This window comes from Luteimonas pelagia (assembly GCF_054776035.1).
On the sequence record NZ_BAAHCG010000001.1, the window covers coordinates 568,873 to 592,098 of the forward strand.

The 23,226-nt window shown below is 70.5% G+C and carries 20 protein-coding genes and 3 tRNA genes; 7 read left to right on the top strand and 16 right to left on the bottom strand.

Going from position 1 to position 23,226, the window contains the following annotated elements; translation table 11 throughout:
* The first annotated feature begins 10 nt into the window (after window positions 1-10).
* The 4 genes from ACYU7H_RS02585 to dxs all read left to right on the top strand — a co-directional run bounded on the left by ACYU7H_RS02585 (window position 11) and on the right by dxs (window position 5,766).
* A complete protein-coding gene (locus ACYU7H_RS02585) occupies window positions 11-1,813 on the top strand; it encodes an acyl-CoA dehydrogenase C-terminal domain-containing protein (protein WP_460812246.1) in 1,803 nt (600 codons plus the stop codon).
* A gap of 53 nt (window positions 1,814-1,866) precedes the next feature.
* Window positions 1,867-2,538, top strand: a complete 672-nt coding sequence (locus ACYU7H_RS02590) for an HNH endonuclease (protein ID WP_460812248.1) — start codon at window positions 1,867-1,869, stop codon at window positions 2,536-2,538.
* A gap of 95 nt (window positions 2,539-2,633) precedes the next feature.
* Window positions 2,634-3,737: a hypothetical protein gene (locus ACYU7H_RS02595; RefSeq protein WP_460812249.1), complete on the top strand. Its 1,104-nt coding sequence runs from the start codon at window positions 2,634-2,636 to the stop codon at window positions 3,735-3,737.
* A 118-nt stretch (window positions 3,738-3,855) separates the two neighbouring features.
* Window positions 3,856-5,766 carry a 1-deoxy-D-xylulose-5-phosphate synthase gene (gene dxs / locus ACYU7H_RS02600; RefSeq protein ID WP_460812251.1) on the top strand — a complete coding sequence of 637 codons (1,911 nt, stop codon included), beginning with the start codon at window positions 3,856-3,858 and terminating at the stop codon, window positions 5,764-5,766.
* A 31-nt stretch (window positions 5,767-5,797) separates the two neighbouring features.
* Here dxs and ACYU7H_RS02605 read toward each other — a convergent pair whose 3' ends face one another.
* The 11 genes from ACYU7H_RS02605 to thrS form a co-directional block, all read right to left on the bottom strand.
* Window positions 5,798-6,355 carry a cysteine hydrolase family protein gene (locus ACYU7H_RS02605; RefSeq protein ID WP_460812252.1) on the bottom strand — a complete coding sequence of 186 codons (558 nt, stop codon included), beginning with the start codon at window positions 6,353-6,355 and terminating at the stop codon, window positions 5,798-5,800.
* Window positions 6,356-6,400: 45 nt separating this feature from the next.
* Window positions 6,401-7,021: a hypothetical protein gene (locus ACYU7H_RS02610; RefSeq protein ID WP_460812253.1), complete on the bottom strand. Its 621-nt coding sequence runs from the start codon at window positions 7,019-7,021 to the stop codon at window positions 6,401-6,403.
* Window positions 7,022-7,393: 372 nt separating this feature from the next.
* Window positions 7,394-7,470, bottom strand: a tRNA-Pro gene (locus tag ACYU7H_RS02615).
* Between the two features lie 43 nt (window positions 7,471-7,513).
* Complete coding sequence (locus ACYU7H_RS02620; protein WP_028916088.1) at window positions 7,514-7,870, bottom strand: MerR family transcriptional regulator; 357 nt, start codon at window positions 7,868-7,870, stop codon at window positions 7,514-7,516.
* Window positions 7,863-8,165, bottom strand: a complete 303-nt coding sequence (locus ACYU7H_RS02625; protein ID WP_460812254.1) for an integration host factor subunit alpha — start codon at window positions 8,163-8,165, stop codon at window positions 7,863-7,865. Before ACYU7H_RS02625 ends, ACYU7H_RS02620 begins: the two co-directional genes overlap by 8 nt.
* A gap of 48 nt (window positions 8,166-8,213) precedes the next feature.
* A complete protein-coding gene (gene pheT, locus ACYU7H_RS02630) occupies window positions 8,214-10,601 on the bottom strand; it encodes a phenylalanine--tRNA ligase subunit beta (RefSeq protein WP_460812256.1) in 2,388 nt (795 codons plus the stop codon).
* A gap of 70 nt (window positions 10,602-10,671) precedes the next feature.
* Window positions 10,672-11,667, bottom strand: a complete 996-nt coding sequence (pheS, locus tag ACYU7H_RS02635) for a phenylalanine--tRNA ligase subunit alpha (protein ID WP_460812257.1) — start codon at window positions 11,665-11,667, stop codon at window positions 10,672-10,674.
* A 118-nt stretch (window positions 11,668-11,785) separates the two neighbouring features.
* Complete coding sequence (rplT, locus tag ACYU7H_RS02640; protein ID WP_460812259.1) at window positions 11,786-12,145, bottom strand: 50S ribosomal protein L20; 360 nt, start codon at window positions 12,143-12,145, stop codon at window positions 11,786-11,788.
* 13 nt (window positions 12,146-12,158) lie between these two features.
* The gene (rpmI, locus tag ACYU7H_RS02645) at window positions 12,159-12,356 is read right to left on the bottom strand and encodes a 50S ribosomal protein L35 (RefSeq protein WP_460812261.1); all 198 of its coding nucleotides are present in this window, start codon (window positions 12,354-12,356) and stop codon (window positions 12,159-12,161) included.
* Window positions 12,357-12,662: 306 nt separating this feature from the next.
* Entirely contained in the window at window positions 12,663-13,181 is a 519-nt protein-coding gene (gene infC / locus ACYU7H_RS02650) for a translation initiation factor IF-3 (protein ID WP_460813038.1), read from the bottom strand.
* Window positions 13,182-13,216: 35 nt separating this feature from the next.
* On the bottom strand, window positions 13,217-15,127 hold the full coding sequence (gene thrS / locus ACYU7H_RS02655; RefSeq protein WP_460812262.1) for a threonine--tRNA ligase: 1,911 nt from the start codon (window positions 15,125-15,127) through the stop codon (window positions 13,217-13,219).
* Window positions 15,128-15,427: 300 nt separating this feature from the next.
* On the opposite strand from thrS, the gene ACYU7H_RS02660 reads away from it, so the two are divergent.
* Entirely contained in the window at window positions 15,428-16,360 is a 933-nt protein-coding gene (locus ACYU7H_RS02660) for an aminotransferase class IV (RefSeq protein ID WP_460812264.1), read from the top strand.
* Window positions 16,357-17,085 carry a sulfotransferase-like domain-containing protein gene (locus ACYU7H_RS02665; RefSeq protein ID WP_460812265.1) on the top strand — a complete coding sequence of 243 codons (729 nt, stop codon included), beginning with the start codon at window positions 16,357-16,359 and terminating at the stop codon, window positions 17,083-17,085. The genes ACYU7H_RS02660 and ACYU7H_RS02665 overlap by 4 nt, the downstream gene beginning before the upstream one ends.
* A gap of 77 nt (window positions 17,086-17,162) precedes the next feature.
* Here the strand turns inward: ACYU7H_RS02665 and ACYU7H_RS02670 are convergent.
* The 3 genes from ACYU7H_RS02670 to uvrB form a co-directional block, all read right to left on the bottom strand.
* A tRNA-Val gene (locus tag ACYU7H_RS02670) sits at window positions 17,163-17,237 on the bottom strand.
* 70 nt (window positions 17,238-17,307) lie between these two features.
* Window positions 17,308-17,823 (bottom strand): peptidoglycan-binding protein LysM, encoded by a 516-nt coding sequence (gene lysM / locus ACYU7H_RS02675; protein WP_460812267.1) that lies wholly within the window; start codon window positions 17,821-17,823, stop codon window positions 17,308-17,310.
* Between the two features lie 59 nt (window positions 17,824-17,882).
* Window positions 17,883-19,916, bottom strand: coding sequence for an excinuclease ABC subunit UvrB (gene uvrB, locus ACYU7H_RS02680; protein WP_460812269.1), 2,034 nt, complete (start codon window positions 19,914-19,916; stop codon window positions 17,883-17,885).
* A 188-nt stretch (window positions 19,917-20,104) separates the two neighbouring features.
* Between uvrB and ACYU7H_RS02685 the strand changes: the two genes are divergently transcribed.
* Window positions 20,105-20,680, top strand: coding sequence for a GspH/FimT family protein (locus tag ACYU7H_RS02685; protein ID WP_460812270.1), 576 nt, complete (start codon window positions 20,105-20,107; stop codon window positions 20,678-20,680).
* 57 nt (window positions 20,681-20,737) lie between these two features.
* Here ACYU7H_RS02685 and ACYU7H_RS02690 read toward each other — a convergent pair.
* Window positions 20,738-20,814, bottom strand: a tRNA-Asn gene (locus ACYU7H_RS02690).
* Between the two features lie 54 nt (window positions 20,815-20,868).
* Entirely contained in the window at window positions 20,869-23,214 is a 2,346-nt protein-coding gene (locus ACYU7H_RS02695) for a prepilin-type N-terminal cleavage/methylation domain-containing protein (RefSeq protein WP_460812271.1), read from the bottom strand.
* Window positions 23,215-23,226 lie beyond the last annotated feature (12 nt).

Here is a 23,226-nt window from a genome sequence, read left to right on the forward strand (position 1 = left end):
GCCGGCCCGGATGGGCGGAAGTTACCGCGCACCCCTCGGCGACATCCGCTTCGCGCTGTACGACGTGCTCGATGCCGGCACGCTCTTCGAGCGGCTCGGCTTCGTGGACGCAACGCGGGATGTCGTCGACGCGGTGCTCGAGGAGGGCGCGCGATTCACCGGCAGCGTCCTGGCGCCGCTCAACGCGGTGGGCGACCGCGAGGGCTGCACGTTCGACCCCGCCACCGGCGACGTCACGACGCCCACCGGGTTCGCGGACGCCTATGCGCGCTACGTCGAAGGCGGTTGGCCCGGCCTGGTGTCGCCGGTCGAACACGGCGGCCAGGGCCTGCCGCACACGGTCGGCGTGCCGATCAAGGAGATGATCGACGCCGCGAACCTCGCCTGGGGAAACTTCCCGCTGCTGTCGCATGGCGCCACCGAGGCCCTGCTGCACCACGGCGACGAGGTCTTGAAGGCGCGATTCCTGCCGCCGCTGGTCGAGGGTCGCTGGACGGGGACGATGTGCCTGACCGAACCGCACTGCGGCACGGACCTCGGCCTGTTGCGCACGCGCGCGGTGCCGCGCGGCGATGGCACGTATTCGATCACCGGCACGAAGATCTTCATCACCGCGGGCGAGCACGACCTGGCCGAGAACATCGTCCACCTCGTCCTGGCGAAGCTGCCGGACGCGCCGGAGGGCAGCCGCGGCATCTCGACGTTCCTGGTGCCGAAGCGGCGGGTGGAAGCGGACGGATCGCCCGGCGCGCGCAACGGCGTGCGCGCCGGCGCGATCGAACACAAGATGGGCATCCACGGTTCGGCGACGTGCGTGCTGAACTTCGATGACGCGACGGGCTGGCTCGTCGGCGAGCCACACCACGGCCTGCAGGCGATGTTCGTGATGATGAACACCGCGCGGCTCGCGGTCGGGTTGCAGGGGCTCGGGTTGGCCGACCGCGCGTACCAGAACGCGCTTCGCTACGCGCGCGAGCGGCTGCAGGGCCGCGCACCGGGCGGACCCGCGCAACCGGACAAGCCGGCCGATCCGATCCTGGTCCACCCGGACGTGCGGCGGATGCTGCTCACGTGCCAGGCCCTGGTGGAGGGCGGGCGACTGCTCGGTTACCACGCCGCCACGCTGGTCGACATCGCCACGCATGCACCCGATGCGGCCGAACGCGGGGAGGCCGAGGCCCTGCTCGCGTTCCTGACGCCGATCGCAAAGGCCTGCCTCACCGAGTGGGGCGTGGAGTGCACCAACCTGGCGCTGCAATGCCATGGCGGCCACGGCTACATCGTCGAGCACGGCATGGAGCAGCTCGCCCGGGATGCGCGCATCACCACCCTCTACGAAGGCACGACCGGCGTGCAGGCGCTCGACCTGGTCGGCCGCAAGCTGCTCCAGCAGCGCGGCGCCGGCCTGCACGCGATGCTGCGGATCATCGGGTCGTTCTGCGACGCGAATGCCAGCGACGACGCGCTGGCCGAGTTCACCCGGCCGCTTCGCGCGGCCGCCGCCGAGTGGGAACGCCTGTCCCGACGCATCGCGTCGGCGGCTGCGGAGGACCCGTCCGAGGCGGGCGCCGCCTCGGTCGACTACCTCTTCCTCAGCGGTTACGTGGTGCTCGCGTACTGGTGGGCGCGCAGCGTGGCGGCCTGCGCCCGTTCGTCCCGGCCGGACGCGTTCAGGGCCGCCAAGCTCGCCACGGCCCGGTTCTACTTCGCCCGGCTCCTGCCGCGGATCCGCGCCCATGCCGCCGCCATCGAAGCCGGCGCGGGCACCCTGATGGCGCCCGCGGACGCGCAATTCGACGCCGGCCGCCACTGACGGGACGGCGCGCTATCCAAAGTGCCATCCATCGGGTATATGCTCGTGACCCGATGGAGGCCGACAGAGCGAAGCTTCGCCTGGTCCGCGCCGGATCCCCCGTGGCATCCGGCACCGGCACCGTCGTCCCCGCCTCCGCGTTCCGGCTGCCCGCCCGCCTCGACGCCGTCCGCCTGCTGTCGCTGGACGCGCACGGCCGCGCGCTCGACTGGATGAGCTGGCAGGACGCGGCCTGCCTGTACGCCCGCGGCGCGGTGGCCTGGACGCTCGGCGAGCCCTGCCTGACCCTGCACGGCGGTACCTGCCGCACGACCGGCGCGCGCACGCTGCTCGACCTGCACCCGATCGTGGCCGCGCGCGGCCATGCGCGTCCGCAGGCGATCGACCCCACGCCCGCGCTGAGCAACCCCGCGCTGTTCGCGCGCGACCAGCACCTGTGCCTGTACTGCGGGCACGAACATCCGCGCCAGTTGCTGACGCGGGACCATGTCGTGCCGCTCTCGAAGGGCGGGAGGGACATCTGGCAGAACGTGGTCGCCGCCTGCCGGCACTGCAACGCCCGCAAGGGCAACCGGACGCCACAGCAGGCGGGCATGCCGCTGCTCGCCGTGCCCTATCGGCCGAGCTGGATCGAGCACCTGATCCTGTCCAACCGCAACATCCTCGCCGACCAGATGGCGTTCCTGAAGGCGCAATTGCCGAAGAAGGCGCGCCGGGCCGGCTGAACGCGTCGCCGCCCCCCGTTTCCACCGGGCCGCGCGCCCGCACGGCCGCGCGACTGCGGCTACACTCGGCCCTTCGTCCCGAAGCGGAATACGCGATGTCCCCGACCCTCGGCCTCACCGGCATGGACCGCGACACGGAGGCCGCCGTCAAGGCCGCCTTCGCCGAAGCCAGCGCGCAGGCGGGCGGTGGGTGGACGCTGGTCCCGGAAGCCGAAGCCGACCACGTGGTCGTCGACATGGACAGCATGTACGGCCCGATGAGCTGGCTGAAGCTCCACGGCGCCGGCAAGACCGTGATCGGGCTGACCACCGCCCCGCGCACCCAGACCGACTTCCATCTGCAGAAACCCTGCACGGTGCAGGGCCTGGCCGGCGTGCTGTCCGCGATCATGGGCCAGGCCGCCGATCCGCTCGCCGCCGGCGCCAGTGCGGAGGCGGCGCCCACGCCCGTGTCCGAACCGTCACCCGAGTTGACCGAGGCGGTGTCGATGCCCGGCCCCGAGGACGACGACACCGCGGCGGTGCCCTCCGGCGTCACGCCGGCGCCGGCGCCGCAGGACATGCTGCCCGAGGAAGTGCCATCCGCCGGCGTCCACGGCGCCCCGCCGCCGGAACCGGAACCCCCGGCGCCAGCCCGCGACCCCGTGTTCTCCGACTGGCTCGCCCCCGGTCGCCTGACCGGGCGGCGGCGCTACCAGCGCGACGACGGTCCGGCCTTGCTGATCGATGCCGATGCGCGCCAGTACCACGGCCCCGCCTCGCTGAAGCCGCTCGCGGCCTACTTCGACGGCACGGTGCAGGAAGGCGACCTCGTGCCCGTCGACGAGGCGGCATGGCAGGCCGAGGCCGGCAAGCACGGCGACGCGCAGCCGCTGTCCCGCCTCGCCTGGTACGGCGGCCTGCTCGCCGGTGGCGGCGCACTCATGCCGGGCTTCCCGGCCGACGCCCAGTACCGCCTGTTGAAGTGGCCGCAGACCGAGCGCGAATTCCCGCGCCATTTCCGCATCGCCACCGCCATGATGAAGGGGCCGGCGACGATCGACGAGATCGCCGAGGCCAGCGGCGTCCCCGCGGCCGACGTGGCCGACTTCGTGAACGCGAACCTGGCCACCGGGTTCGCCGAGCGGTACGTCGAACCGGAGCCGGAGCCCGAGCCGCAGCAGAAGGGCGGCCTGTTCGGGCGCCTGCGCGGCCGCTGAACCCGCGCCGCGCGGCGCGCCGGCGCGGCCTGCCGCGTCCTTGCCCCGCCCTTCCCCGGGCGGGACAATGGCCGGCCTTCCCCACCGACCGGGCGCGCGACGCACCCGATCGCCGCGAATGATCGATTCCGAGCGCTATCCGCGCCTGTCCCGCATCGAATCCCCCGCCGACCTGCGCACCGTCGGCGCGGACGACCTGCGCGCGGTCGCCGACGAGCTGCGTGCATACCTGATCGAGTCCGTCGGCCGCAGCGGCGGGCATTTCGGCGCCGGGCTGGGCGTGGTCGAACTCACCGTCGCGCTGCACTGGCTGTACGACACGCCCGGCGACCGGATCGTGTGGGACGTCGGCCACCAGACCTATCCGCACAAGATCCTGACCGGCCGCCGCGACCGCATCCACACCGTCAAGCAGGCCGACGGCGTCGCGCCGTTCCCCAAGCGCGAGGAAAGCGAATTCGACACCTTCGGCGTCGGCCACTCGAGCACCTCCATTTCGGCCGCGCTGGGCATGGCGATCGCCAACGCGCGCGCCGGCAATGATCGCCGCGTGGTCGCGGTGATCGGCGACGGCGCGATGACCGCGGGCATGGCCTACGAGGCGCTGAACCACGCCGGCGGGATGGAGCCCGAGCCCGACCTGCTGGTGATCCTCAACGACAACCGGATGTCGATCAGCGAGAACGTCGGCGGGCTGACCAAGATGCTCGGCCGGATGACCGGCAGCCGCACGCTCAATGCGTTGCGCGAAGGCGGCAAGAAGCTGCTCGGCGACAAGCATGGTGCCCCGGCGCGCTTCGTGCGCCGCTGGGAGGAACACTGGAAGGGCATGTTCGTGCCGTCCACGCTGTTCGAGGAGATGGGCTTCCACTACACCGGCCCGATCGACGGCCACGACGTGGACGCGCTGGTCTCCACGCTGCGCACGCTGCGCACGCTGAAGGGTCCGCAGCTCCTGCACGTGATCACCACGAAGGGCAAGGGCTACGAGCTCGCCGAGGGCGACCAGATCGGCTACCACGCCGTGTCGCCGTTCGACCCCGACAAGGGCGTGGTGAGCAAGGGCGGCGCGAAGAAGCCCACCTACACCGACGTGTTCTCCGACTGGCTGTGCGACATGGCCGCGGCCGACGACGCCCTGCTCGCGATCACCCCCGCGATGCGCGAGGGTTCCGGCCTGGTGCGCTTCAGCCGGGAATACCCGGAACGCTACTTCGACGTGGCCATCGCCGAGCAGCACGCGGTCACGCTCGCGGCCGGCATGGCCTGCGAGGGCGCGAAGCCGGTCGTGGCGATCTACTCCACCTTCCTTCAGCGGGGCTACGACCAGCTGGTGCACGACGTCGCGATCCAGGGACTGGACGTGCTGTTCGCGATCGACCGCGGCGGCGTGGTCGGGCCGGACGGCGCGACGCACGCGGGCAACCTGGACCTCTCGTTCCTGCGCTGCGTGCCGAACATGGTGGTGATGGCGCCGGCCGACGAGGACGAGTGCCGGAAGATGCTGTCGACGGGGTTCCACCACGCCGGACCCGCGGCGGTGCGCTATCCGCGCGGCACCGGTCCCGGGGTGGCGGTGCAGCCGACGCTCGGCACGCTGCCGCTCGGCAGGGCCGAGGTGCGCCGCACGGGCGGACCGGTCGCCCTACTCGCGTTCGGTGCCACGGTGCCGGCGGCCGAGGCCGTCGGCGAGGCGCTCGGCCTGACGGTGGTGAACATGCGCTTCGTCAAGCCGCTCGATCGCACGCTGCTGCTGGACCTGGCGCGCACGCACGAGGGATTCGTGACGATCGAGGACAACGTGGTCGCCGGCGGCGCGGGTTCCGGCGTCGCCGAACTGTTCGCGGCCGAGGGCCTGGTCGCGCCGGTGCTGCACCTCGGCCTGCCCGACGCCTTCCAGCACCACGCCAGCCGTGAGCAGCTGCTCGCCGAGGCGGGGATCGACGTGGAAGGCATCCGCACCGCGGTCCTCGCGCGGTGGCCGCAATTGCACGCCGGGCGGCCGCCGGGACGAAGCGCCGCGGGCTGACCCGCGCACCCCGGATCCCGGACCGGGGCGTTCAGCGCAGGGCGGTCGCCGTCGTGACGCCGATGGTCATGTCGCGGAGCAACTTCATCGCAGCGGCATTCCGTTCACCGGTCATCGATGCGGTGCAATCGCGAACGACGGTCGTGTCGAAGCCCCGCATGTGCGCGCCGATCGCGGTGGCGGTCACGCATGCGTCGCCGGCGATCCCCGTGATCGCGAGGCGACGCGTCCCGAGCGAGTGCAGCAGGAGTTCGAGGGGCGTATCGAAGAAGGCGGAATGCCGCGGCTTGAGGACATGGTAGTCGCCGACCCCGGGCGTGAGCGCGCGGACCAGCGGCGCACCCCGGCAGTCGTCCTGCGAGCAGATCGCGACCAGTTCGCGGAAGTCGTTCCGCCAGTGGGTGAAATTGTCGTTCGCATAGACGACCGGCCAGCCCCGCGCCTGCAGGCGAGCCTTCAGCCGCGCCAACCGCCTCGCTGCCGGAATCGCCTGCGCAAGCAGTCGTTCCGCGCCCGGGAAATCCAGCGGATTGACGATGTCCAGGATGAGGAGGGCGCCGGGCGGTGCGTCATCGCGCCGCCCGGGCACGCCATCCCCGCTGTCACGCGTCGGGACCAATGGGCACGCGTGTCGTCAGTGCCGGCGGCGCAGCATGTCGTCGCGCGCCTGTTCGGCACGCGAGGCACCGATCGCGGTTTCGACGTTCTTGCGCTCCTCGGGCGGCGGCAGCACGGCGGGCAGGCCGAGGGCGTCGATCCAGAGCTCCCGGGTGAATCCCTGCGTGTGGTAGAGGTGGTGGTCTTCGTCCTGCTCCACGGCCTCGTAGGCGGACTTCAGCACCTTCGTCGCGTCTCCCTTGCCCTTCTCGGCCACCAGCCCGATCAGTTCCCAGTTCATGTGGTCCTTGGTTTCGGCCAGCACGACGCATTCGCCGGCGACGAGTTCGGCCGCGGTGGGGTCGCCGGCCGCCTTCGCCATCTCCATCGCCTGCACCAGCGACTTGCCCATGTGCGCGACCACCTTGCGCCCGGGTGTCTGCTTCCCGGGATCCAGGCCGAGTTCCGAAAACACGTTGAGCAGCACCTCGCGGTGCGTCTTCGTCTGCTCGAGATACTCCTGCCATTCCTTGCGCAGGTCTTCGTTCACGGCACAGGTCAGCGCGGTCGTATAGACCTCGATGCCACCCATCTCCGTCTCGAGCGCCTGGTACAGCAGTTCGTGCAGTTGCGCTTCGTCGTACTCGTGCTTCGCCATCGCCATTCGCTCCTTGCTGGTGGCCGGCCGCGCCGGCGGGGGAACGGAAGACTCGCGCCGGCGGAGTTGCCGACGCGTGAAGCGGACGCGGCGTCGTCAGGCACCTGAATCGATCGGCACGGTCCCGGCGGGGCCGAGGCGTTCACCCCGCAGGAATGGGCGCTGCGCATCCTCGCTTGCCCAGGTCGACCGCGCGGGCCTTGAGGTGGCCGGGCGGGTCAGCGTGATCCCCAACGACTCGCGCGTGGCGGACGAGGGGCTGATCCACACCATCGGCACGGGCGGGGAGGGACCGGCGCCGACTGAGGACGCCAAGGCCGGAAAAGGACAGCGGCCGGTCGTCGCCGACCAGCCGCTGGGCTTGCATGGATTTGGTCGGGGTAGCCGGATTTGAACCGACGACCACCTGTCCCCCAGACAGGTGCGCTACCAGGCTGCGCTATACCCCGGAAAGGCGGCGATTATAGCCCGCGGCGCGGGCGGCGTGCGCGGTCAGCGACGCAGCAACTGGAGGACTTCCTCCAGCTCCATCCGCACCTGGCGGACGATCTGGCTGCTCAGCGCCGACTCCTGCTTGGCGCCCTCGCCTTCCAGGCGGAGGCGGGCCCCGCCGATGGTGTAGCCCTGCTCGTACAGCAGGCCGCGGATCTGGCGGACCATGAGCACGTCATGGCGCTGGTAGTAGCGGCGGTTGCCGCGGCGCTTGACCGGGCTGAGGCTCGGGAACTCGGTTTCCCAGTAGCGCAGCACGTGCGGCTTCACGTCGCACAGCTCGCTGACCTCGCCGATGGTGAAGTAGCGCTTGGCCGGGATCGGCGGCAGCTCGCGATTGCTGCCCGGGTCAAGCATGCCCGGTCCCCGCGAAGGTCTCGACCCGCTCCTTGAGCTTCTGCCCCGGGCGGAACGTGACGACGGTGCGTGCGGAGATGGGGATCTCCTCGCCCGTCTTGGGATTGCGGCCGGGCCGCTGGTTCTTGCGGCGCAGGTCGAAGTTGCCGAAGCCCGACAGCTTCACCTGGCGGCCCTGCTCGAGCGCTTCGCGCAGCGCGTCGAAGAACGCGTCGACGAACTCCTTCGCCTCGCGCTTGTTGAGGCCGACTTCCTCGTAGAGCCGCTCGGCCATGTCCGCCTTGGTCAATGCCATCCTCTCGTCCCCCTGTGAACGATCGCGCGCCCGGTCGCCCGGCCGGCGCTATCCGCGGATGACCGCGCCATGGTCGCCTTCCAGGCGCGCCGTCACGGCGGCCACGACGGCATCCACCTCGCGGTCGGTCAGCGTGCGCGATTCCTCCTGCAGAATCAAGGCCATGGCGAGGCTCTTGAATCCGCTTTCGACCCCCTTGCCGGCGTAGCGGTCGAACAGCCAGAGGTCGCGCAGCGACGGGCCGGCGGCGTCGCGGACGGCCGCCGACAGGGTCGCCCAGGACACCGCGTCCGGCACGACGAACGCGAGGTCCCGGCGGACGGACGGATGCTTCGAGAGCCCCCCGGCCCGCGGGATCGCGCGGCGGAGCAGTGGCTCGAGGTCGACTTCGAACGCGACGACGTCGGCGTCGATGTCCAGGTCCTGCTGCAGGCGCGGGTGGAGCTGGGCGATCCAGCCGAGGCGGACCTCGCCGTCGCCGTCGGTGCGCACGACATCGGCCGAGCGGCCCGGGTGGGCCCAGTCCGGTGCCGACGGACGGAAGTCCAGGGTCGCGCCCGACAGCGTGGCCAGGCTTTCCAGGTCGCCCTTGAGGTCGAAGAAGTCGACGCCGCGCCGCTCGGCCGACCACTGCTCGGCCCGCGCGCGGCCCGATGCCACGGCAGCGATCCGCAGCGTCTCGGCCGGTGCGTCGCCTGTCCCGGCGGCATGGAAGACCTTGCCCAGTTCGAACAACCGGACGCGCGCGGCCTGCCGTGCAAGGTTCCGGCCCGCGGACGCGACCAGGCCCGGCAGCAGCGCGGTGCGCATCGCACCCAGTTCGGCGCTCAACGGATTGGCGAGTGGCACCGCGCCATCGGCCGCGCCCCACGAAGCCAGCAGGCCGGCATCGACGAAGGCGTAGTTGAGCGCCTCGAGGAAGTCGCGCGAGGCCATGTGGCGACGCACCGCCGTCTCCTCGACGCGCGTCTCGCTCGGCGCGGCCAGCCGGCCGCTGCCGCCCGGCAGCGTCGCGGGCACGTGGTCGTAGCCGTGGATGCGCGCGATCTCCTCGACCAGGTCCTCCTCGATCGCAAGGTCGAACCGGCGCGCCGGCGGCGTGATCCGCCAGCCGTCGGCGGCGTCGGCCACGTCGAGGCCGAGGGCCTCCAGGATGCGTCGCACCTCATCGTCCGCGACCTGCACGCCGAGCACGCGCGCGAGGCGCGCGCGACGCAGCGGGATCGCGCCCGGCACCGGCAGGGCCCCGTCGAGGCTCGCCTCGACGACCGGGCCGGGTGCGCCGCCCGCCAGTTCCACCAGCAGGCGCGTGGCGAACTCGATCGCCTGTCGCGGCAACTCCGGATCGACCCCGCGCTCGAACCGGTGCGCGGCGTCCGTGTGCAGGCCGAGGCGACGCCCACGGCCGATGATCGCGGCGGGGGCGAAGTGCGCGGACTCGAGGAACACGCGCGTCGTGGCGTCGGTCACGCGCGTGTCGTGCCCGCCCATGATCCCGGCAAGCGCCACCGGGCGATCGGCGTCGGTGACGACCAGATAGCCCGCGTCGAGCGCCACGTCGCGGCCGTCGAGCAGCTTGAGCGATTCGCCCTTGCGGCCGTGGCGCACGCCCACCGGTCCCTCGAGCAGGTCGCGGTCGAAGGCGTGCATCGGCTGGCCGAGCTCTAGCATCACGTACTGCGTGGTGTCGACCGCCAGGCTCGCCGGGCGGATGCCGCTGCGGCGCAGGCGCTCGGCCATCCAGGCGGGCGTGCCGCGCGACAGGTCCACGCCCTCGACCACCCGGCCGAGGTAGCGCGGCGCGTCGGCGCCGGCGTCGAGAGTGACGGCGACCTGCGCGTCGTTGAGCGCGGGCATGGGGGTGGCGTCGAACGCCTCGACGCGCGCGCCCGTGGCCGCGGCGACATCGTGGGCGATCCCGCGGATCGAGAAGCAGTCGGCGCGGTTGGGGGTGAGCTTGAGCTCGATCGTCGCGTCGGGCAGGGACAGGTACTTGGCGAGCGGCGTGCCGACCGGGGCGTCGCCAGGCAGTTCCATCAGGCCCGAGGCATCGTCGTCCAGGCCGAGTTCCTTCGCCGAGCAGAGCATCCCGTTCGATTCGATGCCGCGCAGCTTCGCCGGCCGGATGTCGAGCGTGCCCACGCGCGCGCCGACGGTGGCCAGGGGTGCCACCAGGCCCGCACGCGCGTTCGGCGCGCCGCACACGATCTGCAGTGGCGCGTCCCCGCCGGCGTCCACGGTGCAGACCTGCAGGCGGTCGGCCTCGGGATGCGGTGCGCACTCGACGATGCGCGCGACGACGATGCCGTCCAGGCCCTCGCCCAGCGGCGTGACGTCCTCGACCTCCAGGCCGATGGCGGTCAGCGTCGCGACCAGGCCGTCCCGGTCGACGTCGGTGCGCACGTGCTGCCTGAGCCAGTTCTCGGGGAATTTCATCTCGCTGCCTTTCCTGTGCCGTCCCGCCTGCCGGCGGACCTTGTCCGCAATCCGGTCCCTGCCGCCCGCGTCAGGCGAACTGGCGCAGGAACCGCACGTCGTTCTCGAAGAAGCTGCGCAGGTCGTCGACCCCGTAGCGCAGCATGGCGAAGCGCTCCACGCCCAGGCCGAACGCGAAGCCGGTGTAGCGCTCCGGATCGATGCCGACGTTGCGCAGCACGTTGGGATGGACCATGCCGCAGCCAAGCACCTCGAGCCAGCGCGTCGACCCGTCGGCCTGCTGCCAGGCGATGTCGACCTCGGCGGACGGCTCGGTGAAGGGGAAGTAGCTGGGGCGGAACCGCATCTCGAAGTCGCGCTCGAAGAACGCGCGCACGAAGGCGGCGAGCGTGCCCTTGAGGTCGGCGAAGCTGGCGTGCTCGTCGACCAGCAGGCCCTCGACCTGGTGGAACATCGGGGTGTGCGTCTGGTCGGAGTCCGACCGGTACACCTTGCCTGCCGCGATCATCCGCAGCGGCGGGCGCACGTCGCGCATGTAGCGCACCTGCACGCCGGAAGTATGCGTGCGCAGCAGCCGCCCGTCCCCGAAGTAGAACGTGTCATGCATCGCCCGCGCGGGGTGGTGGGGCGGGAAGTTCAGCGCCTCGAAGTTGTGCCAGTCGTCCTCGATCTCGGGGCCGTCGGCCAGTTCGTACCCGAGGCGCGCGAAGATGTCGGCGATGCGCTCGAGCGTGCGGCTCACCGGGTGCAGGCCGCCCCGGCCGGCATCGCGGCCCGGCAGGGTGACGTCGATGGTCTCCGTGGCCAGGCGCGCGGTGAGCGCGGCCGCGTCGAGCGCCGCCTTCCGCGCGCCGAGCGCCTCGGTGATCGCATCGCGCGCGCGGTTGATCGCTTCGCCCGCGGCCTTGCGCTGGTCGGCCGGCAGCGCGCCGAGGGACTTCAGCTGGCCGGTGACGCTGCCCTGCTTGCCGAGCAGCGCGACGCGCAGCGACTCCAGCGCGTCCGGCGTGCCGGCCGCCTCGATGTCGGCCAGCGCCTGGCTGGCGAGCGATTCGATTCCACCCATGGGCCGTGCCACCCCCGTTGCTGTCCCCAAAACGGACATGGGGAAGGACTTGCGCCCTTCCCCATGCGTATACCGCGATGGCGGCCGCGCGCGCGATGCGCTTCGGCCGCGACATCCATTACGCCGCGAGCGCGCCCTTCGCCTTCTCGGCCAGCGCGGCAAACCCCTTCTCGTCGTGCACGGCGATGTCCGCCAGCATCTTGCGGTCCAGGGTGATGCCGGCCTTCATCAGGCCGTTGATGAAGCGGCTGTAGCTCATGCCGTTCATGCGGGCCGCCGCGTTGATGCGGGTGATCCACAGGGAACGGAAGTTGCGCTTCTTCTGCTTGCGGCCGATGTAGGCGTACTGCTGCGCCTTGGTGACCGCCTGCTTGGCGACGCGGAAGACCTTGCGGCGGGCGTTGTAGTAGCCCTTCGCGGCCTTCAGGATCTTCTTGTGACGACGGCGGGCCGTCACGCCACGCTTGACTCGTGCCATGGGTCAGCCCTCCTCAGAGATACGGAAGCATGCGGTCCAGGCGGGCCGCGTCGCCGGCGAAGACGTAATTCGTCTGACGCAGGTTGCGCTTCCGCTTGGTCGCCTTCTTGGTGAGGATGTGGCTGCGATTGGCGTGGCCGCACTTGTACTTGCCGGAAGCGGTCTTCCGGAAGCGCTTGGCCGCCGCCCTCAGGGTCTTGATCTTGGGCATCGTTGGGTCCTTTTCGGATCTGTCACTGGCCGGGCGGTGGCGGCTGCCACGCTTTCCTTCCTGCCTCGGTCCGGTCTTAAGTCGCTGATCCGAAAGGCATCGATCGAATCCCGCGACGGGTCCTGTCGGCCACTGGGGCCACCCCGGGCGCGCCGGGCCGGCCATTATGCCGACGCGCGGGCCCCCACGCAACGTTTTCCCTTGCGAATCAGGCGGGTACCGCCCTGCCCCGGGGGGACGCCGGGCCCGGAACGGCGGAAGGCGCCCGGAGGCGCCTTCCCACGCGCATCGGCCAGGGCGGCCCGGCTACTTCTTCTTCGGCGCGATCATCATGACCATCTGCCGGCCTTCCAGGCGCGGCCGGGACTCGATGACGATGTCCTCGCCGAGGTCGGCCTCGATCCGCGCGGCCATTTCGCGGCCGAGTTCCTGGTGGCTCATCTCGCGGCCACGGAAGCGGATGTTGACCTTGATCTTGTCGCCTTCCTCCAGGAAGCCCCGCATCTTGCGCAGCTTGATCTGGTAGTCGCCCTCGTCGGTGACGGGGCGGAATTTCACTTCCTTGATCTCGAACTGCTTGCTCTTCTTCTTGGCGAGGTTCGCCTTCTTCTGCGCCTCGAACTTGAACTTGCCGTAGTCCATGACCCGGCAGACGGGCGGATCGGCGTTCGGCTGGATCTCCACGAGGTCCAGGCCCTCGTCCTCAGCCATCTTCAGCGCTTCGTCGCGCGAGAGGATCCCGACCATTTCTCCGTCCGAACCGATCACGCGCACGCGGGGCACGCGGATGTCCTGGTTCTTGCGGTTCTGCTTGTCCGTATTGATTGGCGCGTCTCCAGCGATTGTTCGATGCGGCGCGGTCAGGCGCCGCCGGGTTGCGACTGCGCACGCAGCAGGGAGGCGAACTCCTCGACCGGCATCGACTTGAGATCTTCCCCGGAACGCGTGCGCACCGCCACGGCACGCCCCTCCATCTCGCGGTCGCCGACCACCAGCAGGAAGGGCACGCGCTGCAGCGTGTGCTCGCGGATCTTATAGCCGATCTTCTCGTTGCGCAAATCGGCGTGGACCCTGAACCCTTGATTCACAAGGGTTTTCCGGACCTCATCCGCCCACGGGGCCTGGGCGTCGGTGATCGTCATGACCACCGCCTGGACCGGGGCCAGCCAGGCCGGCAGGTGGCCGGCGTGGTGCTCGATCAGGATGCCGATGAAGCGTTCCATCGAGCCCACGATGGCGCGGTGCAGCATGACCGGGTGGCGCCGCTGGCTGTGCTCGTCCACGTATTCGGCGCCCAGCCGGGCCGGCATCATGAAATCGACCTGCATCGTGCCCAGCTGCCAGGTGCGGCCGATGGCATCGCGCAGGTGGTACTCGATCTTGGGGCCGTAGAAGGCGCCCTCGCCCGGCAGCTCCTGCCAGTCGACCCCGGCCGCCCGCAGCGCCCCGCGCAGGGCCTCCTCGGCCTTGTCCCAGGTCGCGTCGTCGCCCAGCCGCGGATCCGGGCGCAGCGCCAGCTTGACCTGCACGTCCGTGAAGCCGAAGTCCGAATAGACCTGCATGGCCTGCGCGTGGAACGCGGTGACCTCGGCCTCGACCTGGTCCTCGGTGCAGAACACGTGGCCGTCGTCCTGGGTGAAGCCGCGCACGCGAAGGATGCCGTGCAGCGCGCCGGACGGCTCGTTGCGGTGGCAGGCGCCGAACTCGCCGTAGCGGATCGGCAGGTCGCGGTAGCTGTGCAGGCCCGAGTTGAACACCTGCACGTGGCCCGGGCAGTTCATCGGCTTGAGCGCGTAGGTGCGCTTCTCCGACTCGGTGAAGAACATGTTCTCCTTGTAGTTGTCCCAGTGGCCCGACGACTTCCACAGGGACACGTCCAGGATCTGCGGGCAGCGCACCTCCTGGTAGCCCGAGTCGCGATAGACCCGGCGCATGTGCTGCTCGACCGCCTGCCACACCGCCCAGCCCTTCGGGTGCCAGAACACCAGGCCCGGGGCCTCTTCCTGCAGGTGGAACAGGTCCTGCTGCTTGGCGATGCGGCGATGGTCGCGCTTCTCCGCCTCCTCGATGCGCTGGAGATGGGCCTTCAGCTGCTTCACGTCGGCCCACGCCGTGCCGTACACGCGCTGCAGCTGCTCGTTCTTCGAGTCGCCGCGCCAGTACGCGCCGGAGATGCGGGTGAGCTTGAAGGCCCGCAGGAACCGCGTGTTCGGCACGTGCGGGCCGCGGCACATGTCCACGTATTCCTGGTGGTGGTACAGCCCCATCGCCGCCTCGTCGGGCATGTCCTCGACCAGGCGCAGCTTGTAGTCCTCGCCGCGGGCCTTGAACGTCGCCACCACCTCGTCTCGCGGAGTCATCTTCTTGACCACGTCGTACTCGGTGTCGATCAGCTCGGCCATGCGCCGCTCGATCGCCTCGAGGTCCTCGGGCGTGAAGGGACGCGGGTGCCAGATGTCGTAGTAGAAGCCGTCGTCGATCACCGGGCCGATGACCATCTTGGCGTCCGGGTAAAGCTGCTTGACCGCGTGGCCGACCAGGTGCGCGCAGGAGTGGCGGATGATCTCCACGCCCTCGGCGTCCTTCGGCGTGATGATGCGCAGGCTCGCGTCGTGCTCGATCACGTCGCTGGCGTCGACCAGGCGGCCGTCGACCGCGCCGGCGACGGTGGCCTTCGCCAGGCCGGGGCCGATCGAACGGGCGACGTCCATGACGGACACGGGGCCGTCGAACTCGCGCTGGCTGCCGTCGGGAAGGGAGATCCTGATCATCTTGGTGGCTCTGCGTGCGGGCCGGGGGCGACGGGCGCCCCGGCATGGAACGGGGTCCGGCGGACGGGTGCGGGCAACAAAAAAGCGCCACGAGGGCGCCCGGGTCCGGAGCCTTCGCGGGGTGTCATGCGCGGGCGGGACGAGTCTCCATGTCGCACGCTCGGCCGGCGCGTCGGCGCGGGCCACCTTCTCCTGTCCTGACCGGGGCAAGTGTGTGGTCGGTCCGGCGGCAAGTCAACGCGGACCGACCCGCCGCCGCGGGCCCGGGTACAGTGGGCCGGTCCACGCGGCGAGGCGGCGATGTCCACCAGCATCCACGACTTCCACGACGATCCGCGCAACGCGGACATCCGCATCTGGGTCAACGGTGCGCTCAAGCCCCGGGCCGAGGCGGTGGTGTCGGTGTTCGACAGCGGCTTCGTGCTGGGCGACGGCGTGTGGGAGGGGCTGCGGGTGGTCGATGGCCACCCCGTCTTCCTCGATGCCCACCTGGACCGGCTGCGCGAGGGCGCGCGGGCGATCGCGCTGGACATCGGCATGGACCGGGCCGCGCTCACGCGCGCGATCTACGAGACGCTGGCCGCCAACGGGATGCACGACGGCGTCCACCTGCGCCTCATGGTGACCCGCGGACCCAAGCGCACGCCCTACCAGGATCCGCGCGCATCGGCCGGGCCCGCCACGGTGGTCATCATCGCCGAGCACAAGCAGGCCAAGCCCGAGACCGTCTCCGCGGGGCTCGCCCTGTTCACCGTGCACGTCCGCCGCGGCCGGCCCGACGTGCAGGACCCCAAGCTCAACAGCCACAGCAAGCTCAACTGCATCACCGCCTGCATCCAGGCCACGCAGGCAGGGGCCGACGAGGCGCTGATGCTCGACCCGCAGGGCTTCGTGGCGACCTGCAACTCGACCCACTTCTTCATCGTCCGGCGCGGCGAGGTGTGGACGTCCACCGGCGACTACTGCCTCGGCGGCATCACCCGCGCGAACGTGCTGCGCGTGTGCCGCGAGGCCGGCATCCCCGCGCTCGAGAAGAACTTCAGCCTGACCGAGGTCTACGGCGCCGACGAGGCGTTCGTGACCGGCACCTTCGGCGGCGTGGTCCCGGTGCGGGAGGTGGATGGCCGTCGTTTCGAGGGGACGCTCCCCGGGCCCATGGTGGAACGCCTGAAACGGCTCTACGCCGACCTGGTCGCGCGCGACGTCGCCGCGCGCGCGGGGGCCGCCCGATGACGGTGCGGGTGGCGATGTGGAGCGGCCCGCGCAACATCTCGACCGCGATGATGCGGGCCTGGGAGAACCGGTCGGACTGCGCGGTGGTCGACGAGCCGCTCTACGCCGCCTACCTCTCGGACACCGGGCACGACCATCCCGGCCGCGACGAGGTGATCGCCGCGGGCGACACGGACTGGAAACGGGTCGCGCGGTCGCTGTCGGAAGGCCCCGCGCCTGGCGATGCGCCGGTCTGGTACCAGAAGCACATGAGCCACCACCTGCTTCCGGGCATGGCGCTCGACTGGATCGGCCGGCTCCGCAACGTGCTGCTGATCCGTGACCCCGCGGAGGTCGTGGCCTCCTACCTGCGCTCGCGCGCCACCGTCGTGCCGGAGGACATCGGCCTCCTGCAGCAGGCATCGCTGCACGGCCACCTCGCCGCGCGGGGCGAAGCGCCACCGGTGATCGACGCGCGGGACTTCCTGGAGGCACCGGAGGACTTCCTCCGGGCCCTGTGCGACTGGCTGGGCATCGGCTTCGAGCCGGCGATGCTCCAGTGGCCGGCGGGGCCGCGCGAGAGCGACGGCGTCTGGGCCCCCTACTGGTACGACGCGGTCTGGCGCTCCACCGGGTTCGAGCCGCCCCGCCCCCGCGACGTGCGCCTCGAGGGCCCGGCGCTGCGGGTGGCCGAGGCCTGCCGGCCCGCCTACGAGGCGCTCCACGCCCTGCGCTGGCGGCCGTGACGCGGAAACTCTTTGCCGCCGGAATGCGAAACGGCGCGATCCGGGGATCGCGCCGTGCCTGGTGTCCACTCTCGGAGTGGTGGGCGGTACAGGGTTCGAACCTGTGACCCCTACCATGTCAAGGTAGTGCTCTACCGCTGAGCTAACCGCCCGTCGCCCCCGGCAGTCGCCGAGGGGCGCGAAGTGTAGCCCAGCGCACCCGGCCGGACAACAGGATCCGGCTCAGTTCGCCGGGATCCGCAGGACCTGGCCCGGGTAGATCCGGTCGGGATCCTTCAGCATGGGCTGGTTGGCCTCGAAGATGCGCGGGTACAGGCTGGCGTCGCCGTAGAGTTCCCTGGCGATGCCGGACAGGGTGTCGCCCTTGCGCACCGTGTAGGTGCGCGACGACCAGTCCCCGCCGCCGCTGCCGGGCGAGGCATCGGCCACCGATGTCGACGCGCCGCCGGTCACCTTGCCGAAGTCCGCGCCACCACCCACGCGCAGGCGGTCGTCCACGCGCGCGATGCCCTGGACGTTCCCGACGACCAGCACGGCCTTCTCGCGCGTTTCCTGGTCCTTGACCGTCCCGCTCATCACCACCGTGCTGCCGTCCCCCTCGAAGCGGAAGGTGATCCCGGACGGATCGATGCCGTTTTCGCGCAGGTGGGTGGACAGGGGCTTGGTGACGTCCTTCTTGTCGTCGTCCTTGCCGAAGATGCGGTCACCGGCGTCCTTCATGAAGTCCAGCAGGCCCATGCGGGGCTCCTCGTCTCGTGGGGAACGGCGAGCGTCGCAGCGGGGCCGTTAGGCCGGGGTCAACCCGCCAGGCTGGCGTCCTTGAGCCGCCGGATCCGGTCGCGCACGGCCGCGGCCGCCTCGAACTCGAGGTCGCGGGCGTGGCGGTACATCTCCTCCTCGAGGGCCTTGACGCGGGCGGCGAGCTCGGCCGGCGGCAGGGGTCCGTAGTCGTCCGCGTCCTCGGCGACCTTCGCGGCCTTGCCGCGGCCGGCCTTGACCTGCCCCGGTTCCGGGCGCGCGCCTTCCATGATGTCGACGATCGCCCGGGCGACGGACTGCGGCGTGATCCCGTGCTCGAGGTTGTACTCGATCTGCTTCTCGCGACGGCGATCGGTCTCGTCCAGCGCGACCTGCATGGAACGGGTGACCCTGTCCGCGTACAGGATCGCCTTGCCGCGCAGGTTGCGCGCCGCGCGGCCGATGGTCTGGATCAGCGAACCACCCGAGCGCAGGAAGCCCTCCTTGTCCGCGTCGAGGATCGCGACCAGCGACACCTCGGGCATGTCCAGGCCCTCGCGCAGCAGGTTGATGCCGACCAGCACGTCGAACTTGCCCAGGCGCAGGTCGCGGATGATCTCCACGCGCTCGACCGTGTCGATGTCCGAGTGCAGGTAGCGCACCTTGACGTCGTGCTCGGCGAGGTACTCGGTGAGGTTCTCGGCCATGCGCTTGGTGAGCGTGGTGACCAGCACGCGGTCGCCCATCGCCACGCGCTCGTTGATCTCGCCCAGCAGGTCGTCGACCTGGGTGGCGACCGGGCGGATCTCCACCTGCGGGTCGACCAGGCCGGTGGGCCGCACCACCAGTTCGACCAGCTCGCCGCCCGACTCACGGAGCTCGTACGGCCCCGGCGTCGCCGACACGAAGATCGTGCGCGGCGAGCGACGCTCCCACTCCTCGAACTTGAGCGGCCGGTTGTCCAGCGCCGACGGCAGGCGGAAGCCGAACTCCACCAGCGTCTCCTTGCGCGAGCGGTCGCCCTTGTACATCGCGCCCACCTGCGGGACGGTCACGTGCGACTCGTCGACCACCAGCAGCGCATCGGGCGGCAGGTAGTCGAACAGGCACGGCGGCGGCTCGCCCGGCATCCGTCCCGTCAGATGGCGGCTGTAGTTCTCGATGCCGTTGCAGTAGCCGACCTCGGCCATCATCTCCAGGTCGAACTGGGTGCGCTGGGCCAGGCGCTGGGCCTCGACCAGCCGGTTTTCCGCGTAGAGGTGCTCGAGCCGCGCCTTGAGCTCGACCTTGATCGCCTCGATGGCCTCCAGCACCGTCCGCCGCGTCGTCACGTAATGCGACTTCGGGTAGATCGTGTAGCGCGGCAGCTTGCGAAGGACCTCGCCGGTGAGCGGGTCGAACAGGCTGATCGATTCGATCTCGCCGTCGAACAGCTCCAGCCGCACGGCCTCGGCCTCGCTCTCGGCCGGATGGACGTCGATCGTCTCGCCGCGCACGCGGTAGGCGCCGCGGCGCAGTTCCATCTCGTTGCGCGTGTACTGCATCTCGGTCAGCCGGCGGATGAGTTCGCGCTGGTCGATCCGTTCGCCGCGGACCATGTGCAGCACCATCTTGTGGTACTCGGCCGGGTCGCCGAGACCGTAGATCGCCGAGACGGTGCAGACGATGATCGCGTCCCGGCGCTCGAGCAGCGCCTTCGTCGCGGACAGGCGCATCTGCTCGATGTGCTCGTTGATCGAGCTGTCCTTCTCGATGAAGGTGTCCGACGACGGGACGTAGGCTTCCGGCTGGTAGTAGTCGTAGTAGCTGACGAAATACTCGACGGCGTTGTTGGGGAAGAACGACTTGAACTCGCCGTAGAGCTGGGCCGCCAGGGTCTTGTTCGGCGCCATGACCAGGGTCGGCTTCTGCACGTCCCGGATGACGTTGGCGATCGTGTAGGTCTTGCCCGAGCCGGTGACGCCCAGCAGCGTCTGCCGCGCCAGCCCCGCCTGGAAGCCCTCGCCCAGCCGGGCGATGGCCGCGGGCTGGTCGCCGGCGGGCTGGTAGGGGGCGACCAGTTCGAAGCGGTTACCGGATGCGGCGTCGTTCATCGCATGCCTCCCTCGGGGACCGACCAGTCTACTGCCCGGGCCTTTGCAGGGCCTGAAACCCCATGCGTCCGCCAATCCCGTCCACGGCGCCGGCGCGGCATATCCCCACGCAGGGCGGTGGCCATGCGCGATGGTCCGGCGGTCCCCGCGCTTCGAAGCTTGGCCGCACCCCATCCGAGGCCGAAACGATGGCAACGCGCCGAAACCGTGACGCAACCACGTCGCCACGCCCCTGCCGGGGCTTCACCGCGATCGAGGCGCTCGTCGTCCTCGCGATCATCGGGATCCTCGCCGCCATCGCGCTGCCGCGCCTCGGCGCGGCGCGGCAGGCCGCCGGTGCCGGTCAGGCGAAAGCCGCCCTGCTCGCATCCATGCTCGCGTCGACCGCGCGCTCGGCGGCCAGCGGACGCCACGTGGTGCTGTGCGCGAGCCATGACGGCCAGGCCTGCAGCGGCGCGCAGGCCTGGCACCGGGGCTGGATGGCCTTCGTGGACGAGGACGCGGACCGGTCCCGCGGCGAGGACGAGGCGATGCTCGCCCACCAGCCGCGATTGCCGGATGGCATCCGGCTGTTCAGCACGGCGGGGCGCACGCGGCTGGTGTTCCAGCCGAACGGCGGCAACGTGGGCTCGAATGCCACCTTCACGCTGTGCGACGGGCGGGGGCCAGCTTCGGCGGTGACGCTGGTGCTGGCCAACACCGGCCGGCTGCGCGAGGGGCGGCCCGGCCGTGCGGCTGCACGACGGTGCGTGGATGCGCCCTGAGCCGCCCGGGGCCGGAGAAGCGGAAGGCCCGCCTGGTGGCGGGCCTTCGCCGGAGTCTGGCGCCCGAAGTTGGACTCGAACCAACGACCCCCTGATTAACAGTCAAGTGCTCTAACCAGCTGAGCTATTCGGGCGGGGGCGCGTATTTTGCTCGCCCCCGCCTGCAGCGTCAACACGGCGCCACCGGCTCAGGGCTGGGTCCAGGGCCTGGACCAGACGACGTTGTTGATCTCGTTGCTGTTGTTCTTCGTCGTGCAGCTCTGGACCGTCGCGTAGCTGCGGTTCTGCTCCGTGAGCGTGGCCACGATCAGGTCGTTCGCAGCGATCGCGCCGAACGTCACGGTCGTGGACTCGGTCGTCTTGTTGTCGGTGGAGGCGGCACCAATGGTGCCGTCGGCCGACCCGTTCCGGGTCACGGTCGCGACCTGGTAGTTGACGAAGGTCGGCACCGCCAGCGTCTGGGTCCTGGCCACCGTGTTGTTGTTGGGCAGCGTGCACGTCGCGGTCACCGACTGCTGGGTCGTGGTCTCGAGCCAGTAGTTGGCAAGGCGGATCGAACCCGAAAGCCCGCCGGCACCAAGGACCGTGTTGGTCGCACAGGCATGGTCGGAACCGGCCGGCTTGAAGCACTCGCCGGAATCGGCGACCACGGTATAGAACACGAAGGGATTCGTGCCCCCGCCGGCCACGCGGACGTTGAAGGCATCCCCCGTGCCGGTCGGATCGCCCGTGCCACCGACCTCGAACGCCTGCACGTCGTTCTTCAGGGTCGTGGCGTCCTGCGGATCGATGCCACCCGCGATCGAGCCGCTGACGGCGACGCCCGAGTTCGACACCCGGACGGTGCCCGTGTTGTCCGCGGTTCCGTTCGCGCGACCGATCGAACGGCTGCCGGACGGCTGGGTCGGGTTGCTTGCGAGCAGGTTGCCCGAGTTCACCAGCAGGATCGACGGATTGCTGGAGGTCCAGGTCGCGATCTCCGTGAGGTTGATCGACGAGAACGGAAGGTACGGGAGCACGCAGTCCGCTTTCGGCGTCCCGTTCGGGCAGTCGTCGAACTTGTCCTCGATCAGGTCGCGGGCGTCCGCCTCGAGGTAGTCGACGAACAGGCCGCGGCCATGCAGGTATCGGTAGTCGGTGTTCGAGGGCACCGCGATGTCCACGTCCTGCGGCTGGTTGAGCGCGGTCAGGGCGTTGAAGATCGTGTCCGCGTTGCCGGGCGCCGTCGCCTGCGAGCCGTCGTAGGCATCCAGGTAGTCCTTGACGAAGGTCTCGTAGGCGCTGGTGGCCGGCCCCGTGACGAGCCCGCTCTTGGCCTCGACGCTGGCCACCGGCGTGGTCTCGAGCAGGCCGAACTGGCGCTGGTACATGTCCGACGCCGTGCGCCAGAAACCGTCCACCCGGATCACGCGGCAGGAGGCGAGGTACTGCCCGTTCACCAGGTTGTTCTGGTCGACCAGGTTGTTGCTGTTGTCGCGACGATACTTGCCGTAGCCGAGGGTGGCGCCGTCCCGCTCGGGATCGAACCGGGGCGTGTCGGTGGCGTTGTCGTGGTGGTCGCGGCAGCACTCCTGGCAGAGGGCGCTCTGGCTGACGCCGGACGTGGGGCCGGCGGGCGAATTGATCCGCGCGCCGGGGGCGGTCATGGCCGTGTCCGGGACGAAGACGTCGTAGCGCTCGCCCGTCCAGATCGCCGGCCACTGCGGCGCGCGCCAGATCTCGGGCAGGTTGTTGCCGCCGGCGCCGTAGGTGCAGCTGCACTTGACGACCTGGTTCTCGAAGCGCCGCTGGATCTGGAAGCCGCCACCGGACGGCGCATAGGTCAGCACGTTGAACTTCGTGCCCACGATCTCGACGTTGTTGTTGCGGCCCACGAGTTCCGGCGTGGGGTTCGAGGCTGCCGAGGCGCTGCCGTCGCCCAGGGCGATCGGGATGACGCCGGCGGTCGCCGGATTGTCCTGGCGGACCAGCGGGGCCATGGTGTCCAGGCTCTCGTCGTCCGGTGGCTCGACCAGGCTGTCCTTCAGGCTCAGCTCGCTCAGGTCCGAACTCATCGCCATCTGCCGGCTGGCGCCGGTCGCGTCGGTCCACTGCGCGCGCAGCACCACGCGCTTGAACTGCGGGTCGTTGACGTCCGCGGGCGCGCCCACGGCGAACGAATTCGCGCCCACGGCGCTTGTCCAGGTATCGACTTCCTGCACCAGCGTGAACGCGGACAATGCGTTCTGCGTGCAGAACGCGGCCGTGACGAAGTCGCTGCCATCGGTCGCCCCGGCATTCGCGGCGCAGGAGTCGGTCGCGTCATCGGCGCTGAAGTAACCGATCGCCCGCAGCTGGTCCATCCGCGCCTGCATCATCGCGGCGACCTGGGTGCGGATCTTGGCGTCGGCCGATGCGCGCGCCAGGCTGCCCTGCAGCGCGGCCAGCGCGAGGAACCCGGTCGACAGCACCACGACGGCGATCAGGACCTCGAGGAGGCTGAAGCCGCGCGGGCGGCGCGGTGCCGATGGCCCGAAGCGATTGGAGATCTTCATGGTCATGTCCCG